At 69.4% G+C, this 17,275-nt stretch carries 14 protein-coding genes and 1 riboswitch; of the genes, 8 read left to right on the top strand and 6 right to left on the bottom strand.

Annotation, left to right across the window (positions count from 1 at the left end):
- Positions 1-64: 64 nt before the first annotated feature.
- Positions 65-1,027, top strand: a complete 963-nt coding sequence (locus tag GAS53_RS45240) for a CBM35 domain-containing protein (protein ID WP_151483618.1) — start codon at positions 65-67, stop codon at positions 1,025-1,027.
- Positions 1,028-1,224: 197 nt separating this feature from the next.
- On the opposite strand, the gene GAS53_RS45235 is transcribed toward GAS53_RS45240, so the two are convergent.
- The 3 genes from GAS53_RS45235 to GAS53_RS45225 all read right to left on the bottom strand — a co-directional run bounded on the left by GAS53_RS45235 (position 1,225) and on the right by GAS53_RS45225 (position 4,411).
- Positions 1,225-2,154 carry a 1-phosphofructokinase family hexose kinase gene (locus tag GAS53_RS45235; protein ID WP_151483617.1) on the bottom strand — a complete coding sequence of 310 codons (930 nt, stop codon included), beginning with the start codon at positions 2,152-2,154 and terminating at the stop codon, positions 1,225-1,227.
- A 161-nt stretch (positions 2,155-2,315) separates the two neighbouring features.
- Positions 2,316-3,461: an N-acetylglucosamine-6-phosphate deacetylase gene (nagA, locus tag GAS53_RS45230; RefSeq protein WP_151483616.1), complete on the bottom strand. Its 1,146-nt coding sequence runs from the start codon at positions 3,459-3,461 to the stop codon at positions 2,316-2,318.
- Positions 3,461-4,411 carry an ROK family protein gene (locus GAS53_RS45225; protein ID WP_151483615.1) on the bottom strand — a complete coding sequence of 317 codons (951 nt, stop codon included), beginning with the start codon at positions 4,409-4,411 and terminating at the stop codon, positions 3,461-3,463. The genes nagA and GAS53_RS45225 overlap by 1 nt, the downstream gene beginning before the upstream one ends.
- A gap of 164 nt (positions 4,412-4,575) precedes the next feature.
- On the opposite strand from GAS53_RS45225, the gene GAS53_RS45220 reads away from it, so the two are divergent.
- From GAS53_RS45220 to otsB, 3 genes are all read left to right on the top strand, one after another.
- Positions 4,576-5,844: an ABC transporter substrate-binding protein gene (locus GAS53_RS45220; protein WP_450165138.1), complete on the top strand. Its 1,269-nt coding sequence runs from the start codon at positions 4,576-4,578 to the stop codon at positions 5,842-5,844.
- A gap of 130 nt (positions 5,845-5,974) precedes the next feature.
- Positions 5,975-6,214, top strand: a complete 240-nt coding sequence (locus GAS53_RS45215) for a DUF3263 domain-containing protein (RefSeq protein WP_151483614.1) — start codon at positions 5,975-5,977, stop codon at positions 6,212-6,214.
- Between the two features lie 94 nt (positions 6,215-6,308).
- Positions 6,309-7,175 carry a trehalose-phosphatase gene (gene otsB, locus GAS53_RS45210; protein WP_151483613.1) on the top strand — a complete coding sequence of 289 codons (867 nt, stop codon included), beginning with the start codon at positions 6,309-6,311 and terminating at the stop codon, positions 7,173-7,175.
- A gap of 66 nt (positions 7,176-7,241) precedes the next feature.
- On the opposite strand, the gene GAS53_RS45205 is transcribed toward otsB, so the two are convergent.
- Positions 7,242-8,648: an alpha,alpha-trehalose-phosphate synthase (UDP-forming) gene (locus GAS53_RS45205; protein WP_151483612.1), complete on the bottom strand. Its 1,407-nt coding sequence runs from the start codon at positions 8,646-8,648 to the stop codon at positions 7,242-7,244.
- Positions 8,649-8,829: 181 nt separating this feature from the next.
- On the bottom strand, positions 8,830-9,777 hold the full coding sequence (locus tag GAS53_RS45200) for a glucosyl-3-phosphoglycerate synthase (protein WP_151483611.1): 948 nt from the start codon (positions 9,775-9,777) through the stop codon (positions 8,830-8,832).
- Positions 9,778-10,012: 235 nt separating this feature from the next.
- A riboswitch (SAM riboswitch) is annotated at positions 10,013-10,170 on the top strand.
- An 18-nt stretch (positions 10,171-10,188) separates the two neighbouring features.
- Between GAS53_RS45200 and thrC the strand changes: the two genes are divergently transcribed.
- The 4 genes from thrC to groL all read left to right on the top strand — a co-directional run bounded on the left by thrC (position 10,189) and on the right by groL (position 14,429).
- Positions 10,189-11,490 carry a threonine synthase gene (thrC, locus tag GAS53_RS45195; protein WP_151483610.1) on the top strand — a complete coding sequence of 434 codons (1,302 nt, stop codon included), beginning with the start codon at positions 10,189-10,191 and terminating at the stop codon, positions 11,488-11,490.
- A gap of 106 nt (positions 11,491-11,596) precedes the next feature.
- The gene (locus tag GAS53_RS45190; RefSeq protein ID WP_151483609.1) at positions 11,597-11,872 is read left to right on the top strand and encodes a MoaD/ThiS family protein; all 276 of its coding nucleotides are present in this window, start codon (positions 11,597-11,599) and stop codon (positions 11,870-11,872) included.
- Positions 11,873-12,302: 430 nt separating this feature from the next.
- The gene (locus GAS53_RS45185; RefSeq protein ID WP_007493268.1) at positions 12,303-12,509 is read left to right on the top strand and encodes a cold-shock protein; all 207 of its coding nucleotides are present in this window, start codon (positions 12,303-12,305) and stop codon (positions 12,507-12,509) included.
- Positions 12,510-12,806: 297 nt separating this feature from the next.
- Positions 12,807-14,429 (top strand): chaperonin GroEL, encoded by a 1,623-nt coding sequence (groL, locus tag GAS53_RS45180; RefSeq protein ID WP_151483608.1) that lies wholly within the window; start codon positions 12,807-12,809, stop codon positions 14,427-14,429.
- Positions 14,430-14,552: 123 nt separating this feature from the next.
- On the opposite strand, the gene GAS53_RS45175 is transcribed toward groL, so the two are convergent.
- Complete coding sequence (locus GAS53_RS45175) at positions 14,553-17,048, bottom strand: phospholipase D-like domain-containing protein (protein ID WP_151483607.1); 2,496 nt, start codon at positions 17,046-17,048, stop codon at positions 14,553-14,555.
- Positions 17,049-17,275 lie beyond the last annotated feature (227 nt).

Genomic DNA, 17,275 nt, shown 5'->3' with positions numbered 1-17,275 from the left:
GCGGGTAGGCTCGCCTTTCGATCCCCGTACCGCATCTGTACCGCACCCGCTAGGAGACCAAGGGATGACGCCCGGCAACAACGGCGCGAGCACGCCCGAGGACGACGACCCGTTCGGCTATCTGTACGCCGACGGGCAGGCCGCCGGAGCCCAGCCGCCGAGTGGCGGCGGTGGCTACGGCTACCCCGGCTCGGTCAACCGGGTGCGGCCCGTAGGCGAGCGCCAGTACGGCCAGCCCGCCCAGCCCACCGCCCCGACCGCGCAGTACGGGCAGCAGGTGCCCCCGCAGCAGGGGACGTACGGCCAGCCGAACGCGACCTACGCCGCGCCCGAGGCCTTCACCGGTGGCGCGCCCACCACGTACCAGCCGCTGCCCGACAGCGGTGGCGGTGGCGGCCGTGGTCGTGGCCCCAACACCAAGGGCCTCCTCATCGGTGCCGTCGCCGTCGTGGCGGCCGTCGTGATCGGCATCGGCATCGCCATGCTCGGCGGCGACTCGGACAAGGACAAGGGCGACGACGCGGCGGGCCCGGCCCCGTCGGCCGGCGAGAGCGTCGAGCCGAGCCAGTCGGCGACCAAGGGGGCCGCGGAGCCGGCCGAGCTGCCGAAGATCGACGCGAAGGCCCTGAAGCTGGGTCCCGGCGTGACGACGGCTGCGGACATCTCCGGCGCGAAAGCCGCGGGCGGTGTCTATGTGACGGGCTTCAACCAGGTCGGCGCGTCCGTCACCTGGAGCGTCAGCGACATCCCGAAGAGCGGCAAGTACACGCTGTTCGTCAACTACGGCGTGCCCGGCAAGGACGCGAACGCCACGCTCACGATCAACGGCGAGGCACAGACCCGCCCGCTCAACCTGGCGAACTTCGCGAAGGGTCCCGAGGGCGACTACGAGAAGGGCTGGACGAACACATACGCGAACATCCAGCTCAACAAGGGCACCAACACCATCGCCATCTCCTGCGCCCAAGGCAACCAGTGCGACGCCAACCTCGACCAGCTCTACCTGGAAAAGGGCTGGAAGAACTAGACCACTGAGGAATCCGCCCCTTAAGGGGCGCAGACCTGTGAAAATGCGCGCCCCCACCACGCCCCGTAAGGGGCGCGGGGAACGGCGCGATCAACCCCCACGATCCCGCACCCGACACTCAGCCCATCAAGGGGCGCGGGGAACGGCGCAAACAGCCCCACCAACCCGCACCCAACCCAAGCCCCCAAGCGGAGCGCTCACGCTGCGGCGGCCACCCCCGTAACCGACACCCGCCCCACCAACTCCTCGTACGCCGGCCGGTCGAACTCGCCCGCCACCGGCGCGAGGACGGTCGCCGCGGACAGGGCCACCGCGCGGGCCAGGCGGTCCGGCCAGGGCAGATGTTCCACGAGGCCGGAGAGAAGGCCCGCGACCGCGGAGTCGCCGGCGCCCGTCGGGTTGCCGTGGACCCGGCGCGGCGGAGTGGCACGCCAGTCGCCCTCGGGCGTACGGGCGAGGAGCCCCTCGGCACCCAGCGAGGCCACGACCGCGTGGGCCCCGCGCCGCCGCGCGTCACGCGTGGCCTGCGACGGCTCGTGGGCGCCGGTGAGTTCGGCCAGTTCGTCGGCGTTCGGCTTGACCATGTCGGGGCGGGCGGCGACGCCCCGGCGCAGGGGTTCGCCGCTGGTGTCGAGGAGCACCGGGACCGCCGACGCCCGTGCGGCGCGGATGAGTTGGGCATACGCCCCGACCGGCACGCCGGGCGGCAGACTGCCGCACAGGGCCACCGCCGAGGAGGAGCGCAGCAGGTCCTCGTACGCCTCCTGGAAGGCGGACCACTCGGTGGGGGCGATCGACGGGCCGGGTTCGTTGAGTTGAGTCGTGTCACCTGTCGCCGTGTCGACCACCGCGATGGTGCGGCGGGTCGAGCCCGTCACCGGGACCAGCGCGTCCACGACGCCCGGTGTGTGCGTGAGCTGGTCCTGGAGGGCCCGCCCGGTCGCACCGCCCGCGAAGCCCGTCACGGTCACCTCGTGGCCGAGGGCCGCGAGTACCCGGGCCACGTTCAGGCCCTTTCCGCCGGGCCGTTCGGTCACCTCGGTGACGCGGTGCGAGGCGTGCGGGCGCAGACCCGGTACGCGATAGGTGATGTCGAGAGCGGTGTTCAGTGTGACCGTGAGGATCACCTGGGCCGGCCTCCCTCGAAGAGATTCATCAAGAAGACGCGTCGAAAACGCTTGTTGGTCGAAAACGCTTGCTGGTTGTTCCGGAGGCCTGATCATGCCAAAGAGAACGGCGGTCGGCCCAGTCCTCCAGGCCAACCGCCGTACGGCAACAACGGGGTGAATCAGCCCAGTTGGGGATCCACCACCCATTCGCCCCGGCGCATCACGCCCTTGAGACCGAACTCCGCGTCCAGCACCACGAGGTCGGCGTCCTTGCACGGCTCGAGCGAGCCCACCCGGTCGTAAAGGCCCAGTACACGGGCCGGATTGGCGGAGATGGCCGCGACCACGTCCTCGACCGGCAGCCGGTCCACGGTCACCGCCCGCTTGAACGCCCGGTCCAGCGTGAGCGTCGAGCCCGCGATCGAGCCGCCGTCCACCAGGCGCGCCACTCCCTCGCTGACCTCGACCTCCAGCGGGCCGAGCATGTACCGGCCGTCGCCGAAGCCCGCCGCGTCCATCGCGTCCGTGATGAACGCCACCCGGTCGCCGCCCGCGTGATGGAACGCCAGCTGGAGGGAGGCGGGGTGCAGATGCGTACCGTCGTTGATCAGCTCGACCGTGATCCGCTCGTCCTCGAGGAGAGCGGCGATCGGGCCGGGGGAGCGGTGTCCGAGTGTGGGCATCGCGTTGTAGAGGTGCGTCGCCACGGTCGCGCCCGCCTCGATGGCCTCCACGGTCTGCTCGTACGTCGCGTCCGTGTGCCCGATCGCCGCGATGACGCCGTGCTCGGCGAGGAGGCGTACGGAGTCGATGCCGCCCGGCAGTTCGGTGGCGAGCGTGACCATTTTGGCCCGGCCGCGGGCCGCGTCGATCAGCTTGCGGACCTCCGCCGGGTCCGGGTCGCGCAGCAGTTCCTCGGAGTGCGCGCCCTTGCGGCACGGGGAGATGAACGGGCCCTCGAAGTGGATGCCCGCGATGTCGCCCTGCTCGGCCAGTTCGGAGAGCAGTCCGGCGCGCTGGGCGAGGCCGTCCATGTCGCCGGTGACGGTGGAGGCGACGAGGGTCGTGGTGCCGTGCAGACGGTGGGTGTGGATGCCCTTGAGGATCTCCTCGACGGATCCGGAGGTGAAGGACGCGCCGCCGCCGCCGTGGTTGTGCATGTCGACGAAGCCGGGGACCACCCAGTGGTTCCTGAGATCCACGGCCGGGGCGTCCATGGGCGCGCTGCCGGCGATCCGTGCGCCGTCGACGATCACGCGGCCGCCGTCCACGATCCCGGTGGGCAGTACCACCCTGGCACCGGCGAGCACTTGGCTAGTGGCCATCAGGTGGTTACCTCCGAGGGGGCAGTAGGTGCGGTGGACAGCAGGTCCCAGGCCAGCAGTCCGGCGCCGAGGCAGCCGGCCGTGTCGCCGAGGGCTGCCGGGACGATGGTGGGCAGCTTCTGGAAGGTGACGCGTCGCTCGACCGCCGCCCGCAGCGGTGTGAACAAGGTTTCCCCGGCTTCGGCGAGACCGCCACCGATGATCAGCGTGCGCGGGTCCAGCAGAGTGAGCGCGGTGACGAGTCCGTCGGCGAGCGCGTCCACGGCCTCCTGCCAGACGGTCAGTGCCCGCGGGTCCCCGGACTCGACGGCCTTCGCGCAGTCCGCCGCGTCCGCGTCCGGGGCGCCGGACGCCTCGGCCCAGGCCTCGCTGACCGCCGCCGCGGACGCGAACCGCTCCAGACAGCCGCGCTGCCCGCACGGACACGGGATGCCCCCGGGGCGTACGACGATGTGGCCGATCTCGCCCGCGAAGCCGTGCGCGCCCGCCTCCACACGGCCGTCGATACCGATCGCGCCCGCGATGCCGGTGCCGAGCGGTACGAACAGGAAACGGTCCGCGCCCCGGCCCGCACCGATCCGGCCCTCGGCGAGCCCGCCGGTGCGCACGTCGTGGCCGAGGGCGACCGGGACCCCGTTCAGCCGCTCGCTGAGCAGGTCCCGCAGGGGTACGTCGCGCCAGCCGAGGTTGGCCGAGTACGCCGCGATGCCGCGGTCGGCGTCCACGATGCCGGGCACGGCCACGCCGGCGGCCGCCGCGGGCTCGCCGAAGTGGCGCTCGCCGTGCGCGCGCAGGTCGGCCGCGAAGGCGAGGATCGACTCGACGACGGAGTCGGGGCCGCGCTCCCGGCCTGTTGCGCGGCGGGCCTGGTGCAGCAGCTCGCCGTCCGCCCCTACGAGGGCGGCCTTCATCCCGGTGCCGCCCACGTCCAGGGCGATGACATGTCTCACGGGGACAGTGTCGCCCCTGACCCCATGAGAGGTCTAGTCCACTTACGTGGTGTAGACCTTAGAGCGAAATTGCGAATCGGAAGCGGGGGATCGCACTAGTGAACCGGCCATGCCCATCGGCCGTGTGAACCAAGGTGCGAGACGACAAGGTTGGGGCGACAGCGGTGCAGCGGCGAGTGACAGGTCTGATCGCGGTGGTGTCCGCGCTGGGCATGACGGCGGTCCTCGGGGGCTGCGGCGGCGGCTCAGCCGGATCCGGGAACGTCACGCTGAGACTGGTCGCGGCCGACTACGGCGACTCCAAGGCGAACAGCTCCCAAAAGTACTGGGACAAGCTCACCAAGGCGTACGAGGCTGAGCACCCCGGCATCGAGATCGAGGTCGACGTCTACTCCTGGAACGACGTGGACGCCAAGGTCAAGAAGATGGTCGCCGAGGGCGACGCGCCCGACATGGCGCAGATCGGCGCGTACGCCGACTACGCCGCCAAGGGCCAGCTCTACAAGGTCGAGGAGCTGCTCTCCATCGACACCCAGTCCGACTTCGTGTCGCGGCTCTCCGAGGCGGGTGAGGTCGACCGGACGCAGTACGGCATGCCGTTCGCCTCCTCGACGCGGCTGCTCTTCTACAACAAGAAGCTCTTCTCCGACGCTGGCCTCACCCCGCCGGAGAGCTGGAGCGACCTCGCGGCCGACGCGAAGGTTCTCAAGTCCCGTGGCGTGAAGTACCCGTACGCGCTGCCGCTCGGGCCCGAGGAGGCGCAGGCCGAGACCATGATGTGGCTGCTCAGCGGCGGCGAGGGGTACACGGACGCGGTCGGTTCGTACGGCATCGACTCCGAGCAGAACATCGACACCTTCACCTGGCTCAAGGAGGAGCTGGTCGAGAAGGGGCTCACCGGTCCTGTCGCACCCGCGAAGCTCAACCGGGCGCAGGCCTTCGCGGCGTTCACGCGCGGCGAGGTCGGGATGCTGAACGGCCACCCCACGCTGATGAAGGCCGCCGAGGCGAAGGGTGTGAAGTTCGGCATGGTGCCGATGCCCGGGGTCAACGGGCGGTCCAAGGCCACGATGGGTGTCGCCGACTGGATGATGGCGTTCAAGAAGAACGGGCACGCCGAGCAGATCGGGGACTTCCTCGACTACGTGTACAGCGACAAGAACGTGCTCGACTTCTCGCACGAGTACGACCTGCTGCCGGTGACGACCTCCGCTTCCGACGCGATGGCGGCCGACAAGGACGACGCGCATCTCCTCGAGTTCCTCGAGGAACTGCCCAATGCCGAGCTGTATCCCGTGGCCCAGACGTCCTGGGCGTCGGTGAGCGCGGACATCAAGAAGCAGATCGGCAAGGCCGTGAGTCCTGAGGGGAATCCTGCCGCGATTCTCGGCCAGCTGCAGCGGAGCGCTGCCGCGCGGGAGAACGCGTCGTAGGTCTGCGGGCCGGTTCGTTGCGTGCGGGTCCGTTGTGGCTGATCGCGCCCACGCGGCGGAGCCGCAAAATGTCACAGCCCCGCGCCCCTATAGGGGCGCCTTGTCGGTGGCAGCGGCTACCGTGCGGGGCATGGACGACGAGGAGCTGACCCCGCAGGAGCGCGCCGTCCTCGCGCTGGAGCGGCGTGGGTGGCCCACGCCGGGTGCCAAGGAGCGTGCGATACGGGAGGAACTGGGCCTGGCCCCGGTCCGCTACTACCAGCTCCTGAACGCCCTCCTGGACGCGCCGCGGGCCCTGGCCCACGATCCGGTCACCGTCAACCGGCTGCGGCGGGTGAGGGATGTGCGCCGGGCCGAGAGGGAGGGCTGAGGGGGCGACTGCATCCAGCTGAGGGGGCGACTGCATCTTTGAGCGCCTTCGCCGCGGGCCCCACCCCGTCCCCCTCCGCGGATAAGGTCACACCATGGCCAGTCAACCCGACTCATCGTCGATGCCGACCCCCGTGACCCAGGCGGGCCGAGACGGTCTCGATGCCATCCTCGCGCGGCCCGAGAGGGCCGTACTCGCCTTCGACTTCGACGGCACGCTCGCCCCGATCGTCCCGGACCCGGAGCAGGCCAGGGCGCACCCGGACGCGGTACCGGCGCTGGCAGCGCTGGCACCGAAGGTGGCGTCCGTCGCCGTGGTCACCGGCCGCCCGGCCGGCGTCGCGGTCCGGTACGGCGGCTTCGCCGGCGTCCCCGGGCTGGAGCACCTCGTCGTGCTCGGCCACTACGGCGCCGAACGCTGGGACGCCGTCACCAGCACGGTCAACGCCCCCGCTCCCCACCCCGGCGTGGCCGCGGCCCGCGCCGAACTCCCCGGCTTCCTCGACGCCATCGGCGCCTGGCAGGGCACCTGGATCGAGGAGAAGGGAAGGGCCGTCGCGGTCCACACCCGCCGCGCCCAGGACCCCCAGGCCGCCTTCGAGGCCCTCCGCGAACCCCTCACCGAGCTCGCCGGGAAGCACGGCCTGATCGTCGAACCGGGCCGCATGGTCCTCGAGCTCCGCCCACCGGGCATGGACAAGGGCGTCGCCCTCAGCGAGTACGCACGCGACATCGCCGCCGAGTCGGTCATGTACTGCGGCGACGACCTGGGCGACCTCCCCGCCTTCGCCGCCGTGGAAAAGCTCCGCTCCGACGGCGTACCGGGCCTCCTCGTATGCAGCGGCAGCAACGAGGTAACAGAACTCGCCGACCGCGCAGACCTGGTGGTCGACGGCCCGGAGGGAGTAGTACGCCTCCTCGGATCACTGGCAACTGAGCTGGCCCACAAGCGCGCCCCGTAAGGGGCGCGGGGAACTGCGCGACCAGCCACAACGAACCCGCAGCGTTCGAACGGCCCCGCGGTAGCGCTACGCGTCCAGCGCGTGCAACTGGTCCAGGAACCACTGGGCCGGGGGCAGCGCGGTCGCCGCGGCAGCGAGCCGCTTGGTCCTCTCGGCCCGCTCGTCCAACGGCATCGTCAGCGCCTCGTGCAGCGCGCGGGCGGTGCCACAGACGTCGTACGGGTTCACCGTGATCGCGTCCTCGCCCAGCTCCTCGTACGCCCCCGCCTCCCGGGACAGCACCAGCACGCACCCGTCGTCCGACACGACGGGGACTTCCTTGGCGACGAGGTTCATGCCGTCCCGGATGGGGTTGACGAGGGCGACGTCCGCCAGCCGGTACGCGGCCAGCGAGCGTGCGAAGTCGTCCTTCAGATGCAGCAGGACCGGTGTCCAACCGGGCGTGCCATAACGGGAGTTGATGTCGTCGGCGACCCGCTGCACCTCGTCCATGTAGTCCCGGTAGATCTTGAGGTCCTGCCGCGAGGGGTACGCGAGAGCCACGTGCACCACTCGTTCACGCCACTCCGGCCGGTCCTCCAGCAGCTGCCTGTACGCCAGCAGCCCGCGCACGATGTTCTTCGACAGCTCGGTCCGGTCCACCCGCACGATCGTCTTCCGGGCGCCGCCGTCGGGAGCCGCGCCGATCTGCTCCCGCAGTGCCGCCATCCGCTCGTCGACGTCCGGCCGGTGCGAGCGCTCGCGCAGGAAGTCCGCGTCCGCCCCGAGACCGTGCACGCCGATCCGCGTGCCCGACGGGATGCCGGGGCCCAGCACGGCGTGACAGCAGTCCGTGAACGCATCCGCCCACCGCTGCGTCAGGAACGCGGCCCGGTCGGCACCCAGGATGCCGCCGAGCACCTGCGCCGCGATGTCGTCCGGCAGCAGCCGGAAGTAGTCCGGCGGGGCCCACGGCGTGTGCGAGAAGTGCCCGATCCGCAGGTCGGGGCGCAGCTCGCGGAGCATCCGCGGCACCAGTGTCAGGTGGTAGTCCTGGACGAGGACGGCGGCACCCTCCGCCGACTCCTCGGCCAGCGCCTGGGCGAAGGCGTGGTTGTACGTCTCGTACGCCGCCCACTGTCGCCGGAACTCCGCGTCGAAGACCGGCTCCAGGGGCGTCTGGTACAGCATGTGGTGGACGAACCACAGCGCGGAGTTGGCGATGCCGTTGTACGCGTCCGCGTGCACGTCGGCGTCGATGTCCAGCATCCGTACGCCCTCTTCGCCGACGCCCCGCCGCACCGCTTCGCGGTCGCCGTCGCCGAGGGCCGAGCACACCCACAGGGCGCCCGCCTCGGGCCCGATGGCGGAGAGCCCGGAGACCAGGCCGCCACCGCCGCGCTTGGCGGTGAGCGCCCCGGTCTCGTCCAGGGCGTACGAGACCGGGCCGCGGTTGGAGGCGACGAGGATGTGGGCACCGTGCGTGGAAGCCATGCCTCGAAATCTAGCCCAGCCTCTATACGCTCAAACGTTCCCACCGGCCGTATACAGGAGGTCGTGGGACGCCAGCGGGGCGGCGGGGACGGGCGCGGCCCCGGGCGGAGCCGCAAATGTCACAGCCCCGCGCCCCTGACGGGGCGCTGTTACGTGGCCTTGTGCTTACGTGGGCTTGCGCTTACGCGGCCTTGCGTTCCACGTACTCCTCGATCTCCGCCATCGGCGGCCGCTCCTCCGTGTCCACCGAGTACGTGCGCGGCTCGAAGCCGGCGTCCCCCCGCTCGAACTGGGTCAGCGACGGGCGGATCATGTGGCCCCTGGCCAGCCGCAGCTGGGCCGTGCGGTAGATCGCGGCGGACATGCGGCCCAGGGCCTGGCCGTCCTGGTGGCGGTGCTTGCGGACGCCGACGTCCACCTGCGCGAGGGCGTCCAGGCCCACCAGGTGCAGGGCGTCGACCAGCATGCCCAGCTCGACGCCGTATCCGACGGGGAAGGGCAGCTGTTCCAGGAGGGAGCGGCGGGCTGCGTACTCCCCGCCCAGCGGCTGGACGAAGCCGGCCAGCTGCGGCCAGTGCATGTTCAGCAGCGGGCGGGCCATGAGTTCCGTGACTCGGCCGCCCTGGCCTGCGGCGCCGCCCAGCGGGCGGTCGTACATCGCCTTGACGAGGTCGACGCCCGGGTCGGTGAGCAGCGGTCCGACGATCCCGGAGACGAAGTCGGCCGAGAACTCCTTCAGGTCCGCGTCGATGAAGGCGACGATGTCCCCGCTGGTGACGAGCAGCGAGCGCCACAGCACCTCGCCCTTGCCGGGGACGGTCGGGATGCGGGGCAGGATCTCGTCCCGGTGCACGACGCGGGCGCCCGCGTCGGCGGCGACCTCGGAGGTACGGTCCGTCGAGCCCGAGTCGATCACCACGATCTCGTCGACGAGCGGCACCTTCCTGGTCATCAGCTCACGGCGGATCACGGCGACGATCTCGCCGACGGTCTCCTCCTCGTTGAGCGCGGGCAGTACGACGCTCACCGCGGAGCCGGTGGCACGCTTCGCGGCGATGAGTTTCTTGAGCGGGCGGTCCTCGACGGACCAGGAGCGCGTGCTCAGCCAGCGCTCGACGTCTTCCAGCACGTGCGGCTCTCCCTTGCGTTCATTGGGATGCGTGTGCCCGCCGCTCGGCAGTGTCGGGTGCGTCACTGTCATCTCGCGGTTCGGACGGCTCTCTCCACCATCCAGGCCTTCGGTTACAGTCTTGAACAACGCTGATGACCATCGCATGTCGGGGGCCATCGACGTGTTTCACAGTTCAACAAGAGATCAGCAAGCGATCAACCAAGAGATCAGCAAGCGATCAACAACCGAATAGCGCTCATCCAGAGGGGCAGAGGGATACGGCCCGTTGAAGCCCCGGCAACCCTCCAGCCGGTCTCGTCCTGATCATCGTCGATCAGCGCGGCGAGGCTCCCGGCTAGGGAAGGTGCCAAATCCGTCTCACGGCGAAGTGCGTCGTGAGGAAGATGAGGAGAAAGGGCCTCGCCTCCAATGGCTGCGCAGACAGTTGCAAGCACCACGAACTCCACCACCGCCGCGAACTCCGTCGACCTCGGCCCTGCCGCGGCGCTTTCCTGCCGCGAGTGCGGACACCGCGTTCCGCTCGGCCCGGTCTTCGCCTGCGAGGAGTGTTTCGGCCCGCTGGAGATCGCGTACGACTTCTCGGCCTACGACACCGAGGAACTCCGTAAGAAGATCGAGGCGGGACCCGCGAACGTCTGGCGGTACGCGCCGCTTCTGCCCGTCCCCGCGGACGTGGCCGACAAGCCCAACATCAACCCCGGCTGGACCAAGCTCGTCAAGGCCGACAACCTCGCGCGCGAGCTGGGCGTCGATCCCGGCAAGCTCTTCGTGAAGGACGACTCCGGCAACCCGACGCACTCCTTCAAGGACCGTGTCGTCGCGCAGGCCATCGAGGCCGCCCGCGTCTTCGGCTTCACCACGCTCTCCTGCTCCTCCACCGGCAACCTCGCCGGTGCAGTGGGCGCGGCCGCCGCCCGCGCCGGCTTCCGTTCCTGCGTGTTCATCCCGCACGACCTGGAGCAGGGCAAGGTCGTCATGGCCGCGGTCTACGGCGGCGAGCTCGTCGGCATCGAGGGCAACTACGACGACGTGAACCGCTTCTGCTCCGAGCTGATCGGCGACCCGGCCGGCGAGGGCTGGGGCTTCGTCAACGTCAACCTGCGGCCGTACTACGCGGAGGGCTCCAAGACCCTCGCGTACGAGATCTGCGAGCAGCTCGGCTGGCAGCTCCCCGACCAGCTGGTCGTGCCCATCGCCTCCGGCTCCCAGCTCACGAAGATCGACAAGGGTCTGCAGGAGCTGATCAAGCTCGGGCTCGTCGAGGACAAGCCGTACAAGATCTTCGGCGCCCAGGCCGAGGGCTGCTCGCCGGTGTCCGTTGCGTACAAGGCCGGACACGACGTCGTACGGCCGCAGAAGCCGAACACGATCGCGAAGTCGCTCGCCATCGGGAACCCGGCGGATGGGCCGTACGTGCTGGATATCGCGCGGCGTACCGGTGGGGCTGTGGAGGACGTGAACGACGAGCAGATCGTCGATGCGATCAAGTTGCTTGCGCGGACCGAGGGGATCTTTGCGGAGACCGCCGGTGGTGTGACCGTCGGGGTTACCAAGAAGCTGATCGAGAACGGGCTGCTGGATCCGACGCTCACGACTGTCGTCCTCAACACGGGTGATGGCCTTAAGACTCTCGACGCGGTGGCCGGCACCGGCCTGACCGCAACGATCCGACCCAGCCTGGACTCTTTCCGAGAGGCCGGCCTCGCTTAGGCGCCTCGCGGGAAAGGCTGTATTCAAGCTGCAGGCCGGTGGGGGCTGGTCGCGCAGTTCCCCGCGCCCCTTACGGGGCCACCCACTCCGACGGAGGTCTTACCCCATGAGCGTCAACGTTCGTATCCCCACCATCCTGCGCACCTACACGGGCGGAAAGGCCGAGGTCGCTGCCGAAGGCTCGACCCTTGCCGAGGTCATCGCCGATCTGGAGAAGAACCACGCCGGGATCGCCGCCCGGGTCCTGGACGACCAGGGGAAGCTGCGGCGGTTCGTCAACGTGTACGTGAACGACGACGACGTCCGGTTCGAGCAGGGGCTGGAGACGGCGACGCCGGACGGGGCCGGGGTCTCGATCATTCCGGCCGTCGCCGGCGGCTGATCATTACCGACGGTAACGGTAGTTACCGAGAGTTCATCGAATTGCCCTCTCCGTGAGAGAAACGGAGGGGGCAATTCTGTATGGTTGAGCGCGGTACAGTTGGGGAACCTGCTTCGCTCCGCATGCCGGGCGCATATGAGTTCGCGCCCGAAGCCCGACAAGAAGCAGCCAAAGTGTCCTACCTTTTTAAGCCGTTCATGGCTTTTGTGGGGCCCGACTTGCCCTGAATCTTCGTGAATTCTTCACATATTCCCGATCGGCCGTGCCCAGAATTCTCGTCGGATTGACCTGTTGCAGACGGCAGTTGGACAGATACATTCAGCCGCGGTCGACGCGTTCCGGCGCACACCCCCAACCGTTGGGGGGTGAGGTCTGACCCGGATCCGCGAAGTGCGGATCTGTGCAAGGGCCAGTAATAGGGGAGTTAGGCATGGCTCAGGGCACCGTCAAGTGGTTCAACGCGGAGAAGGGGTACGGCTTCATCGCGGTCGACGGTGGTGCGGATGTTTTCGTCCACTACAGCGCGATTCAGATGGACGGCTACCGCACCCTGGAAGAGGGTCAGCGGGTCGATTTTGAGATCTCGCAGGGCCAGAAGGGGCCGCAGGCGGACATGGTCCGACTGGCGACCGGCTGAAGCACGCGCCGACTTACTGCAGCGACGTTCTTCTTCCGAAGGGCTCGTACCCCATGGGGTGCGGGCCCTTCGGCATGCCCCGGGCGGGGAGCCCAGAACCCGAGAGCCGCTTGCACTCGTATGGGTCGAGTGCTAATCATTGGCGTTAGCACTCTGAAGGTGAGAGTGACAACGAGGACCGGGTCGGTGAGGCCCGCAGGCCGGGTGGGGCAAGGAACCACGAGGTCGGTAGGCCGTCCGTCGCGGGCGCGGGCGCGGTCCTGGAGATCCCACCCCAGTCCGGGAGGACCACTTCACATGGCCAAGATCATCGCGTTCGACGAGGAGGCACGGCGCGGTCTCGAGCGCGGGATGAACCAGCTCGCCGACGCCGTCAAGGTCACCCTTGGCCCCAAGGGCCGCAACGTCGTCCTCGAGAAGAAGTGGGGCGCCCCCACGATCACCAACGACGGTGTTTCCATCGCCAAGGAGATCGAGCTCGAGGACCCGTACGAGAAGATCGGCGCCGAGCTGGTCAAGGAAGTCGCGAAGAAGACGGACGACGTCGCCGGTGACGGCACGACGACCGCGACCGTCCTGGCCCAGGCGCTGGTCAAGGAAGGCCTCCGCAACGTCGCCGCGGGCGCCAACCCGATGGCTCTGAAGCGCGGTATCGAGAAGGCCGTCGAGGCCGTCTCCGGTGCCCTGCTGGAGCAGGCGAAGGATGTCGAGACCAAGGAGCAGATCGCTTCGACGGCCTCCATCTCCGCCGCCGACACCCAGATCGGCGAGCTCATCGCCGAGGCGATGGACAAGGTCGGCAAGGAAGGCGTCATCACCGTCGAGGAGTCCCAGACCTTCGGTCTGGAGCTGGAGCTCACCGAGGGTATGCGCTTCGACAAGGGCTACATCTCGGCGTACTTCGCCACCGACATGGAGCGTATGGAGGCCGTCCTCGACGACCCGTACATCCTGATCGCCAACTCGAAGATCAGCAACGTCAAGGACCTGCTGCCGCTTCTCGAGAAGGTCATGCAGTCCGGCAAGCCGCTGCTGATCATCGCCGAGGACGTCGAGGGCGAGGCCCTGTCGACCCTGGTCGTCAACAAGATCCGTGGCACCTTCAAGTCCGTCGCCGTCAAGGCTCCGGGCTTCGGTGACCGCCGCAAGGCCATGCTCGGCGATATCGCCATCCTCACGGGCGGCGAGGTCATCTCCGAGGAGGTCGGCCTCAAGCTGGAGAACGCGGGTCTGGACCTGCTGGGCCGTGCCCGCAAGGTCGTCATCACCAAGGACGAGACGACGATCGTCGACGGCTCGGGCTCGGCGGACCAGGTTGCCGGTCGCGTCAACCAGATCCGTGCCGAGATCGAGAACTCGGACTCGGACTACGACCGCGAGAAGCTCCAGGAGCGTCTGGCGAAGCTGGCCGGCGGCGTGGCCGTCATCAAGGCCGGTGCCGCCACCGAGGTCGAGCTCAAGGAGCGCAAGCACCGCATCGAGGACGCCGTTCGCAACGCGAAGGCGGCCGTCGAGGAGGGCATCGTCGCCGGTGGTGGCGTGGCCCTGCTCCAGGCCTCCGCGGTGTTCGAGAAGCTCGAGCTGTCGGGTGACGAGGCGACCGGCGCCAACGCCGTGAAGCTCGCCCTGGAGGCCCCGCTCAAGCAGATCGCCGTCAACGGCGGTCTCGAGGGTGGCGTCGTCGTGGAGAAGGTCCGCAACCTCACCGTGGGCTGGGGCCTGAACGCCGCGACGGGTGAGTACGTCGACATGATCGCCGAGGGCATCATCGACCCGGCGAAGGTGACCCGCTCTGCTCTGCAGAACGCCGCCTCCATCGCCGCGCTGTTCCTCACCACCGAGGCCGTCATCGCCGACAAGCCGGAGAAGGCGTCCGCGCCCGCCGGCGGCGGCATGCCGGGCGGTGACATGGACTTCTGAGCCCCGGCTCGGTAGTTCATCGCAGTACGCAGTCGCAGCACGCGAACGAGGGCGGCACCCCACTCCAGGGGTGCCGCCCTCGGGCGTTCGCGCCGGCGGGTCCGTGGTCCCGTCGGACCGTGGTCAGACGTTCTTGAACGCGTCCCGCAGTCGCATCTCGTTGAAGCCGTTGCCGTCGTAGTCGTCCGAGTACGTCAGCGCGAGACGGCCGTTCGCGGCGAGGGCCACGGCCGCGCCGCCCTGGCCTCCGCCGGTCACCACGTTCATCCGGGTGGGGATGAGCCGGCCGGTCGTCGTTCCGTCCGCGTTGAAGCCGCGGGCCCAGACGTCGTCCTGGCCGGGGCGCAGGGTCGCGGGGTTGCCGACGAGCACGTCGAAGGCCTCCTTCCACGCCACGATGAAGCTGCCGTCGTCGGCGACCGCCACATCGGCGTCGGCCTGGTCGGAGATCGGCCGCTTGGCGTCGACATAGGGGCCGGTCTCCGTGGCGTCCTCGGTGGTCCGCCGGTCCGCCGCCGCGGGGGTGCCGGTCGCCGAGAAGACGCGGTGCTGGATCCGCTGGGGCCGGACCAGCGTGCCGGTGCCCGTGGTGTACTCGTCCGTCCACGCCACGACGAACCGGCCGTCACCGGCGGACGCCACCGCGGGCTTGCTCTGCTGCCCGTCCGTGAGGGAGTTGGCCACCTTGCGGGCCACGGCGAAGCCGCCCGCGGAGTTCAGTTTCGCCACACCGATGTTGAGTCCGCCGTTGCCGTCCGCGTCCTCCTCCCAGGTGACCACGGTGTTCCCGGCGTCGTCGATCGCCGCGTCGGGCCGGCGGTTGGATCCGGCCGCCCCCGAGTTGATCGTGCTGACCTGGACGTCCTGGTAGCGCGCGGCACCGGTCGGCGACCAGCTGCTCGCGTACACCTGGTTGAGCGTCGAGCCGTCGGCCGTGCTCTCCCAGGCGACGCTGTAGGAGCCGTCACCGGCCACCGCGACCGTCGGCCGCAGCTGGTCCCCGTCACCGGAGGCGTGCGGGCGCGGCAGGGTGGTCACCGTGCCGTCCGGGGTCACCTTGCGCACGGCGATGTCGGCGTACTTGTTGCCGTCGTCGTCCTTGGCCCAGACGATGATCGCGTTGCCCTGGTCGTCCACGCCGACGTCGGGCTTCTGGTGCGACCAGGTCGTACCGGTCCCGCTGTTGCTCAGCAGCTTCTCGTCCCACAGGGGAACGCCGTCCTTGTACAGGCGGACGTACACGTCGGTGCCCAGCTCGGTGTCCGAGGCGTCGTGCCGGTCGCCCTGCTCGTACGCGACCGCCGTGTACACCGAGGAGGTGCCGCCGGAGGCGACGGCGCTGTAGTGCTGGTCGCCGTTCGCGTTCACGTTGACGCGGGAGTAGTGCTGGGACGTCGAGCCGTACTTCGTGGCGTCGATGTCGACCACGAGGGCGCGGGCCTTGTTGAAGTTGGCGACGAATGCCTGGTAGGTGCCCGCGTCGTCGATGCGCAGGATCGTCTCGTCGTTGGTCTTCAGCGAGCCCGCGGTCCAGTTGTGGGAGCCCGTGTACACATGCTGGACCTGGGTGCCGTCGGCCTTCTTCCACTCCGTCAGCAGGTACTTGGAGTGCACGGTGCCGCGGTTGCAGGACGACGTGGCCGAGGCCTTGTAGCGGCAGCCGCCGGGGCGGTTGCCGTAGGCCGGGATGTCGAGGCCGGCGAGTTCGTTGATGCCGTTGTTGCCGCCGCCGTCGCTGAGGTCGCGGGCGTTCGCCTCGATGCCGCAGCCCTGGGCCCGCTTGGCCTCCAGGGCCTCGTAGACGGCGGGGCGGGTGGAGCGCTGGTCGAGCTCGGCCGCCGAGATCCTGATCTTGCCGTCGCGTGCGCAGTCGACCTGGTCGATGAACGAGGCCAGGATGTCGGCGTTGCCGTAGTGCGCGGCGTCCGAGGCCGTGTCGCGCGGGGAGAAGTACGCCTCGACCGGGGACGTCGGGTCGCCCGTGGTGTGGTCGTACGTCGTGTGCAGGCTGTCGCCGGCGTGCGCGACCTGGTCGTTGAAGTGGTTGCGGTAACGGGTGGCGAGCGTCGCGTTGCCCGCCACGACGACGGCGTTGTTGATCTCGCCGTCCTGGCCGCCCGCGAGGTTCTGCGAGCTCTGCCAGACGACGTTCTTGCGGCCGTCGGTGAGCGCGTCGAGCACCATGTACTTGTCGTGGTTGATCGCCCTTGTGTCACCCGAGCCGTTGCCCAGGCAACTGTTGCTGCACCACGTGAGGGTCGAGCCGCCCGTCAGCGTCAGCTGGTCCAGGTCGCTGGAGCCCCGGTTCGCCCCTTCCGCGACGATGCGCAGCTTCACCCCGCGCTCCTGGGCGGCGGTGAGCTTCGCGCGCAGGTCCGAGCTGTTGAACCAGTACATCCCCATGTACAGGGTCGAACCGGGTGCGGCGAGATCGATCAGTTCGCCCGCGCCGGTGCTGATCGAGTAGTCGTAGGCGCTCGTGGGCCTCGGGTAGTTGAAGACCGAGGTGTAGTTCCCGGAGACGACCGTTTCCGCCTGGGCGGTGGTCGGAGCGAGCAGCGTCGCTCCGAGGGCGAGGGGGACGGCGAGAGCCGCCGTCCACCGTATCTGTCTACCCATCTGTTCCCTTGCGTTCGGATGGTGTTGATGGCCACCACACCTTATAGATCCTTTACGCGAATGGATCACTCCTGATCGCTTGTGGAGGTGTGGCCGGGATCACGGGAGGGTGAGGGCGGGGCGGCGGAATGCGCGGGACAGCTAGGGCCTGTGTGGCGTTGTGATCAGCCGGTTGCCTTCAGAAGGTCGTTGATCCAGATCATCGAGGCGCGGAGGTGGAGGCCGGC

Origin of the sequence: Streptomyces albicerus (genome assembly GCF_008905045.1) — a bacterium.
Lineage (GTDB): Bacteria > Actinomycetota > Actinomycetes > Streptomycetales > Streptomycetaceae > Streptomyces > Streptomyces albicerus.
Note: the sequence above shows the minus strand (reverse complement) of the source record. Positions and strands in the feature narration are given on the sequence as shown.

What these genes read in the sequence shown, in the direction of transcription:
- GAS53_RS45240 (WP_151483618.1), top strand. Translation starts at nt 65, where the DNA reads ATGACGCCCGGCAACAACGGCGCGAGCACGCCCGAGGACGACGACCCG.
- otsB (WP_151483613.1), top strand. Translation starts at nt 6,309, where the DNA reads ATGGCCAGTCAACCCGACTCATCGTCGATGCCGACCCCCGTGACCCAG.
- thrC (WP_151483610.1), top strand. Translation starts at nt 10,189, where the DNA reads ATGGCTGCGCAGACAGTTGCAAGCACCACGAACTCCACCACCGCCGCG.
- GAS53_RS45175 (WP_151483607.1), bottom strand. Translation starts at nt 17,048, where the DNA reads ATGGGTAGACAGATACGGTGGACGGCGGCTCTCGCCGTCCCCCTCGCC.
- GAS53_RS45185 (WP_007493268.1), top strand. Translation starts at nt 12,303, where the DNA reads ATGGCTCAGGGCACCGTCAAGTGGTTCAACGCGGAGAAGGGGTACGGC.
- nagA (WP_151483616.1), bottom strand. Translation starts at nt 3,461, where the DNA reads ATGGCCACTAGCCAAGTGCTCGCCGGTGCCAGGGTGGTACTGCCCACC.
- GAS53_RS45190 (WP_151483609.1), top strand. Translation starts at nt 11,597, where the DNA reads ATGAGCGTCAACGTTCGTATCCCCACCATCCTGCGCACCTACACGGGC.
- groL (WP_151483608.1), top strand. Translation starts at nt 12,807, where the DNA reads ATGGCCAAGATCATCGCGTTCGACGAGGAGGCACGGCGCGGTCTCGAG.
- GAS53_RS45215 (WP_151483614.1), top strand. Translation starts at nt 5,975, where the DNA reads ATGGACGACGAGGAGCTGACCCCGCAGGAGCGCGCCGTCCTCGCGCTG.
- GAS53_RS45205 (WP_151483612.1), bottom strand. Translation starts at nt 8,648, where the DNA reads ATGGCTTCCACGCACGGTGCCCACATCCTCGTCGCCTCCAACCGCGGC.